Genomic DNA, 11,572 nt, shown 5'->3' with positions numbered 1-11,572 from the left:
CGGGCCTGGTAGGTGCGGACCTTGGTCCGCACGCACCGTGTGTCAGGCCGCGCCCTGCAGCCACGCGGCGAACCGCCGCGCGGGTTCGCGCTCACTGCGCGAACGCAGCCGCGTCAGCCAGTAGCTGCCCAGTTCGACAGTCTGCGCGAACGGTTGCTGCAGCCGGCCCTCGGCCAGTTCCTGTTCGAACATGCACAGCGGCAGCAGCGCGATGCCCGCGCCGCTGGTCGCGGCGGCGGCCAGGGTCAATGAAGAGTCGAATACCGGCCCGCGCGCTTCCAGCCCCGTGACGCCTGCGGCCTGCAGCCAGCGCGGCCATTCATCAGCGCGGTAGGAACGCAGCAACGGCAGACCGGCAAGGTCGGCGGGCACGCGCAGGCGGCGCGCCAGACCGGGTGCGCACAATGGCGCGAATGGCGCGGCCAGCACGCGGGTGCAGACCTGACCCTGCCAGTCGCCCTCACCAAAGCGGATGGCCAGGTCCAGGCCCTCGCCGGCCAGGTCGATGCGGTTGTTGTGCGTCTGCAGGCGCAGCTCGATGTCCGGATGGGTGGCTTCAAACCCGGCAAGCCGCGGCAGCAGCCAGCCGGTGGCGAAGGTGCCGACCACGCCCAGCGTCAGCACTTCTTTCTCCCCACTGCCGGTGAAGCGGGCCAGCGCCAGGGTGATCCGCTGGAAGGCCTCGTTCATCACCGGATACAGCGCCGCTCCCTCATCGGTGAGCGCCACGCCACGGGGCAGGCGATGGAACAGGCGAACACCCAGGCGTTCTTCCAGGCCGCGTATCTGGTGGCTGAGCGCGGCCTGGCTGACGCACAGCTCCAGCGCGGCGCGGGTCAGGTTCTGGTGGCGCGCGGCGGCCTCGAAGGCGCGCAGGGCGTTGAGCGGAAGCGAAGGTGACAACATGCCATGTCGTAATGAGCTGGATTGATGTCGGATGGTAGCGCGCTGCGATCATCTGGTCGCTGGGCGTGGGCCCTGAGGGAACTGCCATGAGAATTTCAAGGGGCTCCCCCTGAAACGTCGTGCTGGTCGGAAGGTCTGCCAGCGACCACCATGGGGTCTCACCATCCGGAGAATGCCCATGCTGTCGCGCCGCCATTTCCTGCAGACCAGTGCCGTCGCGCTGGCGTCATCACTCGCGGTTCCGGCCCTGGCACGCAGCGCGCCCGGCCCGGCCGCGGCCAGCATCGCCACGGCTGCGGACTTCGCTGCGCTGGAAAAGGCCAGCCGCGGGCGGCTCGGGGTGACCCTGCTGGACACCCGCACCGGCAAGCGGGTGGGGCACCGCCAGGACGAACGCTTCCCGATGTGCAGCACGATCAAGTGGATGCTCGCGGCAGCGGCACTGCATCGGGCCGATGGCCAGCCGGGCTTCCTCGACGAGCGCCTGCCGATGCGCGCGGAGGACCTGATCGACCATGCGCCGACGACCCGCCGGCACGTGGGCAAGGACCTGAGCGTGCGCGACCTTTGCCGCACTGCGATGGTGACCAGCGACAATCCGGCGGCGAACCTGCTGCTGCGGCACCTGGGCGGGCCGCCGGCGCTGACGGCCTTCATGCGTTCCCACGGTGACGCGGTGACCCGCAGTGATCGGTACGAGCCGGAACTCAACCGGTTCACGCCGGGCGACCCGCGCGACACCACCAGTCCCGCCGCCAGCGCGGTCAGCCTGCGGCGGTTCGTGCTCGGCGATGCGCTGCGGCCGGCATCGCGGCAGCAGCTGGCCGACTGGCTGATCGACAACGAGACCGGCGATGCGACGCTGCGGGCCGGGCTGGGCAAGCGATGGCGGGTCGGTGACAAGACCGGCAGCAACGGCAAGGACACGCGCAACGACATCGGCGTGCTGTGGCCACTGGGCGGTGGCACCGCGTGGGTACTCACCGCTTACCTGCAGGGCGCCAGCGTGGACAGCGGCCAGCGCGACGCGGTGCTGGCCCGGGTGGCCGCGTTGGCCGACGGGATGATCGGCTGACGCAGGGCGAGCAAGCTCGCCCGCTACGGGTGCCGCCGCTAGGCGGCCCTGCTGCTGCCTTCCACTGCTTCCAGGAACTCGCGTCCCCAGCGGTCCACGTCGTAGTACTCCACGATGCCGTGCAACTGGCGCTGGCGTGCTTCGGCCTCTTCTTCGGGCATCAGCAGCGCCTGCATCAGGCCGGCGGCCAGATCGGCCGGATCATGCGGATTGGTCAGCACCGCGCCTTTCAGCTCAGCGGCCGCGCCGGCGAACTCGCTCAGCACCAGAACCCCGTTGCTGCCTTCGATGCCGTGGGTGGCGATGAACTCCTTGGCCACCAGGTTCAGGCCATCGCGCAGCGGGGTGATCCACATCACCTGCGCAGCGGCGTAGTGCGCCACCACCTGCTCGAACGGCAGGGCCTTGGCGAAGAAGCGCACTGGCGTCCAGTCCAGCCGTGCGAAGCGGCCGTTGATGCGGCCCACCGCCTGCTCGATCTGGTTCTGCAGGGTGCGGTACACGGTCATTTCGCGTGCGGCCGGCACGCAGACCATCAGCAGGGTGACCTGGCCGCACTGCTCCGGATGCTGCTCCAGCACCCGTTCAAAGGCTTCCAGCTTGGCCAGCGTGCCTTTGGTGTAGTCCAGCCGTTCCACCGACAGTACCAGCTTGCGCGCGCCGATTTCGCGGCGGAGCTTGAAAATGTCGTTGCGCACGTCGCTTCGCGCCAGCGTGTCATGGATGCGGCGAAGGTCGGTGCCGACCGGGTGGGCACCCAAGGCGACGTCACGGTCGCCCACGCGCAGGCGGGTGGTCATGGTGTCCAGCCCCACCGCGCAGCCGTAGGTAAGGAAGCGCGGGGCGCAGTTTTCCCAGGCCAGGCGCTCCACCGGTGCGGCACCACGGACCACGTCCACGAAGTTCTCCACCTGGCGCGGGATGTGGAAGCCGATGTAGTCGCAGGACAGCAGGCTGCCGATGATCTCGCGGCGCCACGGCACCACGTTGAACACATCCGCCGAAGGGAAATAGGTGTGGTGGAAGAAGGCAATCTTGACGTCCGGGCGCAGCTCGCGCAGGTAGGCCGGCACCATCCACAGGTTGTAGTCGTGGATCCATACCGTTGCCCCGTGCGCCGCTTCGGCCGCGGTGGCCTCGGCGAACTTGCGGTTGACCTTCAGGAACACCTGCCAGTCGTCTTCGCGGAAGCGCGCGCGTTCCCAGAACACATGCAGCATCGGCCAGAACGCTTCCTTGGAAAAACGCTTGTAGAAGATGTCCACTTCCTGCCGGCTCAGCGGTACGCGGGTGGCGCGCAGGGTGGGGTACTGGGTTTCGTCCACCTGCACGTGGCGCTGGAACGGCCGGTGCTTGGGATCATCGATGCCCCAGGCGATCCAGCTGCCTTTCTGCCCGCCCTTGAAGAAGCTCAGCAGCGAGGGAATGATGCCGTTCGGCGAACGCGGCGGACGCTGCACCAGCTTGCCGTCCTCGATCGCTTCATCGAAGGGCAGGCGGTGGTAGACCATCAGCAACTGGGCGCCTTCGTGCGACACCGGCGCGGGGGCGGCCAGGTGCGGATCGCGCGCGTCCAGCAGGTTGAAATGGGTGATCGCTTCGAGGATGCCGCCGCAGCCGGGCGCCTGCGCGTGCAGCGTGCGCTGCTGGCCGGCGGTGGCCTCCAGCAGGGCCGGTTCGGACTGGCCGACGCACACGCCGCGGAAGCCGGCGACGTACATGGACAGATCATTGAGCGTATCGCCGGCGACCAGGATGCGTTCGACCGGCAGGCCCAGCGTGCGCGCCAGTGCGGCCAGCGTGCGGCCCTTGTCGGTGCCCGGCGGCAGGATGTCGAGATAACGGTCGGCCGAATACAGCACATCGCAGCCCAGCGAGCGTGCGGTCTGTTCGATCTGCGCGCGCAGCGGGGCGAGCGTCTTCGGGTCGCAGAAGTACGAGCAGCGGCGTTCCTGTGGCACGTCCTGGCGCTGCAGCGCGGTGTAGGGGCGCATAGCGGCAGCCACTACGTGCTCGCCGGGCCAGTGCGCTTCGATCATCGACTGCAGCGGCTGCAGGGGTTGCAGGGTGTGGCCATCGACCACGGTGGCGCCGACATCGCAGACGATGTAGTCCGGGCGCGGGATCGAGGGGTCGGATAGCAGGGGCATCACCGCTTCCAGGCCGCGGCCGGTGATGAAGATGAGCTTGATGCCGGGATGCTGGTCGATCAGCCGGTACAGGCGGTGGCGCTGTTCGGCGCTGCCTGCCAGGAAGGTGCCATCCAGGTCGGTGGCCAATATCAGTTGCGGCGGTGCTGCGGTTTCAACAGCGGGGATTACGGGTTCGGTAGCAGAGGGAGGGCTTCCAACAGTCAATGCGTTTCCTTTTCAGGGTGGAGGGGAGTTTCGGTTTCGGGCATCAGTTCCAGTGCCGACGGCGTGGTGCGCAGCATCGCGCGGAACGGTGCCGGATGGGTGCGCAGGCGGGCATGCGAGAGCAGCCGCATGCCGGTGAAGACGGCCAGGCAGGTCAACACGGCCGCGAAGTACAGCGGCAGCGCGGGGGCTCCGAAGCGGCTCATCAGCGCGCCGGCGATGGCCGGGCCGACCGCCGCGCCGACGCCATGCACCAGCAGCAGGCTGCTGCAGCCGGACAGCAGGTCTTCGCTGGCCAGGTAATCGAGCATGTGCGCCACCGCGAAGGGGTACAGCGCGAACACCAGCCCGCCGTAGCAGAACACCAGCAGGAACATCACGTGCAGTTGCTGCTGGATCAGCGGCATGGCCGCCAGCACCGCCAGTCCGGCGGCGGCCAGGCTGACCGCCATCAGGCCGATGCGCCGGTCGTGGCCATCGCTGATGCGGCCGAGCGGCCATTGCAGCAGGGCACCGCCGGCGATGGCGGCCAGCATGAACAACGGCACGCCATCGCCGCTGAGGCCGATGTCCCCGGCAAATACCGGCAGCAGGCCCCAGAACGGGCCCATCGCCAGCCCGGACAGGCCGGCGGCCACGGTGGCCACCGGTGCCAGGGCGTACAGGTTGCCAAGTTTCAGGCGCGGCACGTTGGGCACGTCCGGCTGCTGCAGGCGGGTGGCGGTGACCGGCAGCATCGCCGCGCACACCAGCAGCGCGGTGACGGTGAACATCGCCGCCGCGCCGGCATCGCCGAGCATCAGCAGCACCTGCCCCAGCGCCAGCGCGGACAGGTTGATCATCATGTACAGCGAAAACACCCGGCTGCGCCGCTGCGGATCGGGCTCGGCGTTGAGCCAGCTTTCGATGACGGTATACAGGCCGACCAGCGCGATGCCGGTGACCACCCGCAGCAGGCCCCAGCCCCACGGGTCCACCCACAGCGGATGCAGCAGCACGGCCATGGTGGCGAGGGCGGCGTGGAAGGCGAAGGCGCGGCTATGGCCCATGCGCCGGATCAACGGCGGGGCGGTGAAGGTGCCGACGAAGAAGCCGGCGAAATAACCGGACATCACCCAGCCGAGCGCGTTGGCGCTGAAGCCTTCCTGCCCGCCGCGCACGGCCAGCAGGGTGCCCAGCAGGCCGCCGCCGGTGAGCAGCAAAGCCACGCCAAGCAGCAGTGAAGTCAGCCGCAACATGGGTGCGACCTTCGTGGGGAAGGTTTGGCAAACACGTCACCGACCTTAACACAGGGGGTCTGCCGGGCCGCTTGCAATGCCTTAACATGCGCGCCTGATTTCCTACCTGACGACTACGATGCCGATCTACGGATTCGCCTGCGCCGACTGCGGCCACACCTTTGACCGCCTGCAGAAGATTGCTGATGCAGACCCGACGCAGTGCCCGTCCTGTGGCCAGGAAACGGTGAAGCGGCAGATCACCGCGCCCTCGTTCCGGCTGGCTGGCGGAGGCTGGTATGAGACCGATTTTGGTTCCAACAAGAAAAACCTGGCGGAAAAACCCGCAGCCGCGGCACCTGCGAAGAGCGAGTAAGCACAGAGGGTTTGCGCCATGCCGCGTGGCTGGGTAGGGTGGAGCGATGAACCTGCTCCGGACGTCTTCCCTCGCTATGCTGCTGGCCCTTGCAGGGTGCAGCAACCCTTCCCCTGATCCGGTGGCGCACGAGGTGTCCAACGCGCCGGCCGATGCCTTCCTTGCCAGCGTGGCCGCCTATTGTGGCAAGGCCTTTGCTGGACAGGTGGTGGAAGACAACCCGGCCAGCACCGGGCCGGACCCGTTCGCGGGCAAACGGTTGGTGATGCACGTGCGTGGTTGCCAAGACCCGGCCCATCAGCTGCGGATCCCGTTCCATGTCGGCGATGACCACTCGCGCACCTGGGTGTTGAGCCGAACCGAAAGTGGGCTGCGCCTGAAGCACGACCATCGGCATGCCGACGGCAGCCCGGATGCGATCAGCCTGTATGGCGGCGACAGCAGGCGTCCGGGCACGGCGCAGCGCCAGGAGTTCCCGGCCGATACCGATTCGGTGGCGATGTTCCGCAAGGCGGACATGCTGGCGTCCACGCACAACATCTGGGCGATGGAGATCGATCCGGATCGGCAGTTCGTCTACGAACTGACCCGGCCCGATGGGCGACGCTTCCGCGTGGTGTTCGACCTGTCCCGGCCGGTGGCATTGCCGCCGGCACCCTGGGGCGCCGACAAGCCCGCCGGCCGGGTGGGTAACGGCGGGTAGCGCCGAGCCATGCTCGGCCAGCGCAGCGGCGAGAGCGTGACGACCAACGGTCGTCACCCACCAGGACGGGGAGCGGACGGCCAGCGGCCGTCATTACCGGAAGCGGCGTGGCTGGGTCAGCGCACGCCGAAACGCGCGCGGCAGCCGTTGCTGACCCACAGGCTGTCATTGTTGTAGCCCCAGGTCTGGTTCTCACGGCAGGCGCTGCCGGACAGCTGTTCGATCAGCACCGGCCGGCCGCGGCGTGCTTCCCACGCGCAGGTGGAGCGGCGCTTGTCGTTGCTGCTGCAGGTGACGCTGTAGTTGTTGTTGGCCCCGCCCCAGCCGCCGCCCCAGTTGCCCCCGCTGGAGCCGCGGGCTTGGGCGAACTCGCCGCGGCAGCCGCCATTGACCCAGACCGCGCCATCACGGGTGCCCCAGGTGCGGCCTTCCACGCAGGCCGTGCCGGAGATCTGCCGGACCAGCCGGGCATTGCGCCAGCCTGTATTGCACACCCGCTCGCGGTTGTTCTGGCTCTCGCAGCGGATGCTGCCGCTGTGCTGCCCGCCGCCGCCCCAGTTCCCGCCGCTACCGCCATTGCCGCCTCCGCGCAGCGAGGTGGCGATGTCCTGCTTGATGCGCGAAAAGCCCCAGCCGGAGTTGACCTGTGCCAGGTAGAACTGCAGCTGGTCGTCGGGAATGCGGCGTCCGTTGGACTGTTCGGCGTACTCCTGGCTGATCACCCGGGTCCGGTCGTTGCTGGAAAGCTGGGCCAGGTTCTCCGGCGCATAGGCACGGGTGCCGATCTGGGCATGGGCGGGAAACAGCGGGGCAGAGCAGGCAAGCGCGGTGGCCAGGCAGGCCAGGGTCCAGCGGTTCATGGCGACATCCCCGAGCGGTCGATGGTCCGCGAATATAGGTACGAACTGGATTAAATCGGCGTGACTGCCAAGGATTTGCCCCCGGTGGGGGCTCGGCCCCAGAATAACGGGCTTTCCGGTCCTTCCTGGCGCCGGCGTACAACAGCGGAGCTTTCCCCCATGCGTACCCACTTCTGCGGCCTGGTCGACGAGACCCTGATCGGCCAGACTGTCACCCTCGCCGGCTGGACCGACGTGGCCCGTAACCAGGGCGGCGTGTGCTTCATCGATCTTCGCGATCATGAAGGCATCGTGCAGGTGACGGTGGAGGTCGACAACGCCGAAGTGTTCGCCGTGGCCGCCTCGCTCGGTTACGAGGACGTGCTGCAGGTGGAAGGCGTGGTGCGTGCCCGCCACGCGGTCAACGACAAAATGGCCACCGGCAAGGTGGAAGTGATCGCCACCGCCATCACCGTGCTCAACAAGGCCGCGCCGTTGCCGTTCCACGCGCACGAGAATCCGGGCGAAGAAACCCGCCTGAAGTACCGTTACCTGGACCTTCGCCGCCCGGAAATGCAGCGCATGCAGCGCACCCGCATCAAGCTGGTGCAGGCGCTGCGCCGCCACCTGGACGAGCGTGGCTTCCAGGACATCGAAACCCCGATCCTGACCAAGGCCACCCCGGAAGGCGCGCGCGACTTCCTGGTGCCGGCGCGCATGCACCCGGGCGAGTTCTACGCCCTGCCGCAGAGCCCCCAGTTGTTCAAGCAGATCCTGATGGTCGCCGGCTTCGACCGCTACTACCAGATCGCGCGCTGCTTCCGCGACGAGGCCCTGCGTGCCGACCGCCAGCTGGAGTTCACCCAGCTCGACATGGAATTCGCCTTCGTGCGCGAGCAGGACGTGCAGGATTTCGTCGAGGACATGATCCGCGACATCTTCAAGGAAGTGGTCCAGGTGGAGCTGGCTGCACGCTTCCCGCGCATGACCTGGGCCGAGGCGATGCGTCGCTATGGCTCGGACAAGCCGGACCTGCGCATCGCGCTGGAACTGGTGGACGTGGCCGAGCTGGTCAAGTCCAGTGAGTTCCCGGTGTTCAGCGCGGCCGCCAGCGATGCCGATGGCCGCGTGGCCGCGCTGCGCATCCCGGGCGGTGGCAGCCTGAGCCGAAAGCAGATCGACGAATACGCCGCCCACGCCGCCAAATACGGCGCCAAGGGCCTGGCCTACATCAAGATCAGCGACACCGGCGAGGTCAGCTCGCCGATCCAGAAATTCTTCACCGAAGACGGCTTCGCCGCACTGCTGGCCCACGTCGGCGCCGGCGATGGAGACATCGTGTTCTTCGGCGCGGGCGGCTACAACAAGGTGTCCGATTTCATGGGCGCGCTGCGTCTGAAGGCCGGCAAGGACTTCGGCCTGGTCGCCGATGGCTGGGCACCGCTGTGGGTGACCGACTTCCCGATGTTCGAATGGGACGAGGAAGCGCAGCGCTACGTCGCCCTGCACCACCCCTTCACCGCACCGGCGGTGGATGACATCGCCGACCTGCGCGCGCATGCCAAGACCGCGGTGTCGCGTGGCTATGACATGGTGCTCAACGGCAACGAGATCGGCGGCGGTTCGATCCGTATCCACCGTCCGGACATGCAGAGCGCGGTGTTCGAGCTGCTCGGCATCGACGCCGAAGAAGCCCGTGCCAAGTTCGGCTTCCTGCTGGATGCGCTGAACTACGGCGCGCCGCCGCACGGGGGCATCGCCTTCGGCATCGACCGCATCGCCGCGCTGATGGCCGGTACCGAGTCGATCCGCGACGTCATCCCCTTCCCGAAGACGACCGGTGCGCAGTGCCTGATGACCGATGCGCCGTCGCCGATCGCCGATGCGCAGCTGGCTGAAGTGCACATCCAGGTGCGTCCAAAGAAGGACTGAGGTCGCTCCAGGGCTGCCGTGCACGGGCCGGCAGCCTTTCCCACCACGCCGTCGCGACGGCTCGACGCTATGAGGCAAGCACATGGTCCTGGGTTCCTATGCGATCCGCCGTGCCAGCGTGGACGACGCGGCAATCCTGTCGGTGCTGGCCGCGCGCACTTTCACCGAGACTTTCGGCCATCTGTATCCGCCCCGGCACCTGCAGGATTTCCTCGACGAAAACTACGCGGTGGAGCGCCAGCGCATCATCCTGGCGCACCCGGATTACGCGGTCTGGCTGCTGGAGCACGAAGGCGTGGCGATCGGCCATGCGGCGGCCGGTCCGTGCGGCCTGCCGCACCCGGACGTGCAGCCCGGCGACGGTGAATTGAAGCGGCTGTACCTGATCAAGGCCGAGCAGAGCTGCGGCTGGGGCAGCCGACTGTTGGAGACCGCGCTGGCCTGGCTGGAGCGCGACGGCCCACGTCCGCTGTGGCTGGGGGTATGGTCGGAAAACTTCGGCGCGCAGCGCTTCTATGCCCGTTACGGCTTCCACAAGGTGGGCGAATACCTGTTCCCGGTCGGTGAGACCCAGGATCTGGAGTTCATCCTGCGGCGTGAACCGTCGTCCGGCTGAGGGCGTATTTTCACTGACGCTTTCTGCGTGCTGGCGCTCAATCGTGGCACCATGCGCCTGCATGCCACGCTACACAGCCAGCCTACATCGATGACTGCTTCCGTCCTGCTCCTGCATGGCATCTGGAACGCCCGCGCCTGGGTCGGTCCACTCGCCTGGCGCCTGCGCGCGCGCGGCTTCCAGGTCGAGACTTTCGGCTATTCAAGCGTGCTGGGCGGCCCCGAAGTGGCCGTCCCGCAATTGCTGGAGCGTCTGCAACAGCGCGGGCCGGTCTCGCTGGTGGGCCACAGCCTGGGCGGGCTGGTGGCGCTGGAGGCGTTGCGTCAGGCGCCGGACCTGCAGGTGCAGCGCGTCGTCTGCCTGGGCTCGCCGCTGCGCGGCAGTGGCACCGCGCGCATCCTGGCCGAACACGGCTGGTCCGCAGCGCTCGGGCGCAGCAGCGGACTGCTGCTGGACGGGCTGCCGGACTGGCAGGGCGAGGCGAGGGTGGGACTGGTCGCCGGTTGCGTGCCGCACGGCCTCGGCAGCCTGCTGGGCGCGCTGGAAGGTGACTCCGACGGCACCGTGGCGTTGGCTGAAACCCGCTTGCCGGGACTGGCCGACCATTGTGTCGTGCGCTGTTCCCACAGCGGGCTGGTGTTCTCGTTGGAGGCAGCGCGGCAGACCGCGCAGTTCCTGCGCCACGGACGCTTTCATCCGGGCCAGGCCTCCGCGGCGGCCTGACCGCGCCAGGTCCTGCGGCAGGGTGGACACGGTTGTGGCGCCCGATCAGGTAGAATCCGCGCCCTGTTCCTGAAGCTGCCAAACGGAAGCCCCCATGGGTAGAGGCCCCTCCATCGAAGGCCGCAAAAACGCGTCTGACGCGAAGCGCGGCAAGATTTTCACCAAGATCATCCGCGAGATCGGCGTTGCCGCGCGCGGTGGCGGAGGCGACCCCAACAACAACCCGCGCCTGCGCGTGGCCATGGACAAGGCGCTGTCCTCGAACATGTCCAAGGACGTGATCGAGCGGGCGATCAAGAAGGCCACCGGCGAGCTGGAAGGCGTGGAGTACGAAGAGATCCGCTACGAGGGTTATGCGCCCGGCGGCGTGGCCGTGATCGTCGACTGCCTGACCGACAACAAGGTGCGTACCGTCGCCGATGTCCGCCATGCGTTCAGCAAGTGCGGCGGCAACATGGGCACCGAAGGCTCGGTGGCGTTCATGTTCAAGCGCCTGGGCGTGATCAGCTATGCGCCGGGTGCCGATGAAGACCGCATCACCGAAGCCGCCATCGAGGCCGGTGCGGACGACATCGTGGTGTACCCCGATGACGCCTCCATCGACGTGGTTACCGCCCCGGATGCCTTCCACGCCGTGCGCGATGCGATGGCGGCCGCGGGGCTGCCGAGCGACCACGCGGAGATCACCTTCCGCGCCGACAACGACATTGCCGTGGAGGGCGACACCGCCCTGCAGGTGAAGAAGCTGCTGGACATGCTGGAAGACCTCGACGACGTGCAGGATGTCTACTCCAACGCCGATCTCGGCGCGCACGCCTAAGCCCGTCG

At 67.9% G+C, this 11,572-nt stretch carries 11 protein-coding genes; 7 read left to right on the top strand and 4 right to left on the bottom strand.

What is annotated here, in order from left to right; genetic code table 11:
- Positions 1–42 precede the first annotated feature (42 nt).
- A complete protein-coding gene (locus IFT63_RS10590) occupies positions 43–906 on the bottom strand; it encodes a LysR family transcriptional regulator (RefSeq protein WP_042613454.1) in 864 nt (287 codons plus the stop codon).
- Positions 907–1,084: 178 nt separating this feature from the next.
- Between IFT63_RS10590 and blaL2 the strand changes: the two genes are divergently transcribed.
- Positions 1,085–1,981 carry a L2 family extended-spectrum class A beta-lactamase gene (blaL2, locus tag IFT63_RS10585; protein WP_192084039.1) on the top strand — a complete coding sequence of 299 codons (897 nt, stop codon included), beginning with the start codon at positions 1,085–1,087 and terminating at the stop codon, positions 1,979–1,981.
- 38 nt (positions 1,982–2,019) lie between these two features.
- Here blaL2 and ggpS read toward each other — a convergent pair whose 3' ends face one another.
- Both ggpS and IFT63_RS10575 read right to left on the bottom strand, forming a co-directional pair.
- A complete protein-coding gene (ggpS, locus tag IFT63_RS10580; RefSeq protein ID WP_042613475.1) occupies positions 2,020–4,266 on the bottom strand; it encodes a glucosylglycerol-phosphate synthase in 2,247 nt (748 codons plus the stop codon).
- A 68-nt stretch (positions 4,267–4,334) separates the two neighbouring features.
- Complete coding sequence (locus IFT63_RS10575; protein WP_192084038.1) at positions 4,335–5,576, bottom strand: MFS transporter; 1,242 nt, start codon at positions 5,574–5,576, stop codon at positions 4,335–4,337.
- A gap of 118 nt (positions 5,577–5,694) precedes the next feature.
- Here IFT63_RS10575 and IFT63_RS10570 point away from each other — a divergent pair, with 118 nt between their 5' ends.
- Both IFT63_RS10570 and IFT63_RS10565 read left to right on the top strand, forming a co-directional pair.
- Positions 5,695–5,931, top strand: a complete 237-nt coding sequence (locus IFT63_RS10570; RefSeq protein WP_042613457.1) for a zinc ribbon domain-containing protein — start codon at positions 5,695–5,697, stop codon at positions 5,929–5,931.
- Positions 5,932–5,977: 46 nt separating this feature from the next.
- Positions 5,978–6,634, top strand: coding sequence for a hypothetical protein (locus tag IFT63_RS10565; protein WP_192084037.1), 657 nt, complete (start codon positions 5,978–5,980; stop codon positions 6,632–6,634).
- A gap of 116 nt (positions 6,635–6,750) precedes the next feature.
- On the opposite strand, the gene IFT63_RS10560 is transcribed toward IFT63_RS10565, so the two are convergent.
- Entirely contained in the window at positions 6,751–7,494 is a 744-nt protein-coding gene (locus tag IFT63_RS10560; RefSeq protein WP_042613459.1) for a DUF3011 domain-containing protein, read from the bottom strand.
- Positions 7,495–7,653: 159 nt separating this feature from the next.
- Between IFT63_RS10560 and aspS the strand changes: the two genes are divergently transcribed.
- The 4 genes from aspS to IFT63_RS10540 all read left to right on the top strand — a co-directional run bounded on the left by aspS (position 7,654) and on the right by IFT63_RS10540 (position 11,564).
- Positions 7,654–9,405 (top strand): aspartate--tRNA ligase, encoded by a 1,752-nt coding sequence (gene aspS / locus IFT63_RS10555; protein ID WP_192084036.1) that lies wholly within the window; start codon positions 7,654–7,656, stop codon positions 9,403–9,405.
- An 82-nt stretch (positions 9,406–9,487) separates the two neighbouring features.
- Positions 9,488–10,021 (top strand): GNAT family N-acetyltransferase, encoded by a 534-nt coding sequence (locus tag IFT63_RS10550; protein ID WP_042613461.1) that lies wholly within the window; start codon positions 9,488–9,490, stop codon positions 10,019–10,021.
- A 90-nt stretch (positions 10,022–10,111) separates the two neighbouring features.
- The gene (locus IFT63_RS10545; RefSeq protein WP_042613462.1) at positions 10,112–10,744 is read left to right on the top strand and encodes an alpha/beta fold hydrolase; all 633 of its coding nucleotides are present in this window, start codon (positions 10,112–10,114) and stop codon (positions 10,742–10,744) included.
- A 94-nt stretch (positions 10,745–10,838) separates the two neighbouring features.
- The gene (locus IFT63_RS10540) at positions 10,839–11,564 is read left to right on the top strand and encodes a YebC/PmpR family DNA-binding transcriptional regulator (RefSeq protein ID WP_042613463.1); all 726 of its coding nucleotides are present in this window, start codon (positions 10,839–10,841) and stop codon (positions 11,562–11,564) included.
- Positions 11,565–11,572: the final 8 nt, after the last annotated feature.

The sequence above is a fragment of the Stenotrophomonas sp. CFBP 13724 genome, assembly GCF_014841975.1.
In the GTDB taxonomy this organism is placed as follows: domain Bacteria; phylum Pseudomonadota; class Gammaproteobacteria; order Xanthomonadales; family Xanthomonadaceae; genus Stenotrophomonas; species Stenotrophomonas lacuserhaii.
This window is presented reverse-complemented; position numbering and strand designations above follow the sequence as displayed.

What these genes read in the sequence shown, in the direction of transcription:
- IFT63_RS10560 (WP_042613459.1), bottom strand. Translation starts at nt 7,494, where the DNA reads ATGAACCGCTGGACCCTGGCCTGCCTGGCCACCGCGCTTGCCTGCTCT.
- IFT63_RS10545 (WP_042613462.1), top strand. Translation starts at nt 10,112, where the DNA reads ATGACTGCTTCCGTCCTGCTCCTGCATGGCATCTGGAACGCCCGCGCC.
- aspS (WP_192084036.1), top strand. Translation starts at nt 7,654, where the DNA reads ATGCGTACCCACTTCTGCGGCCTGGTCGACGAGACCCTGATCGGCCAG.
- blaL2 (WP_192084039.1), top strand. Translation starts at nt 1,085, where the DNA reads ATGCTGTCGCGCCGCCATTTCCTGCAGACCAGTGCCGTCGCGCTGGCG.
- IFT63_RS10540 (WP_042613463.1), top strand. Translation starts at nt 10,839, where the DNA reads ATGGGTAGAGGCCCCTCCATCGAAGGCCGCAAAAACGCGTCTGACGCG.
- IFT63_RS10575 (WP_192084038.1), bottom strand. Translation starts at nt 5,576, where the DNA reads ATGTTGCGGCTGACTTCACTGCTGCTTGGCGTGGCTTTGCTGCTCACC.
- IFT63_RS10570 (WP_042613457.1), top strand. Translation starts at nt 5,695, where the DNA reads ATGCCGATCTACGGATTCGCCTGCGCCGACTGCGGCCACACCTTTGAC.
- IFT63_RS10565 (WP_192084037.1), top strand. Translation starts at nt 5,978, where the DNA reads ATGAACCTGCTCCGGACGTCTTCCCTCGCTATGCTGCTGGCCCTTGCA.
- IFT63_RS10550 (WP_042613461.1), top strand. Translation starts at nt 9,488, where the DNA reads ATGGTCCTGGGTTCCTATGCGATCCGCCGTGCCAGCGTGGACGACGCG.
- IFT63_RS10590 (WP_042613454.1), bottom strand. Translation starts at nt 906, where the DNA reads ATGTTGTCACCTTCGCTTCCGCTCAACGCCCTGCGCGCCTTCGAGGCC.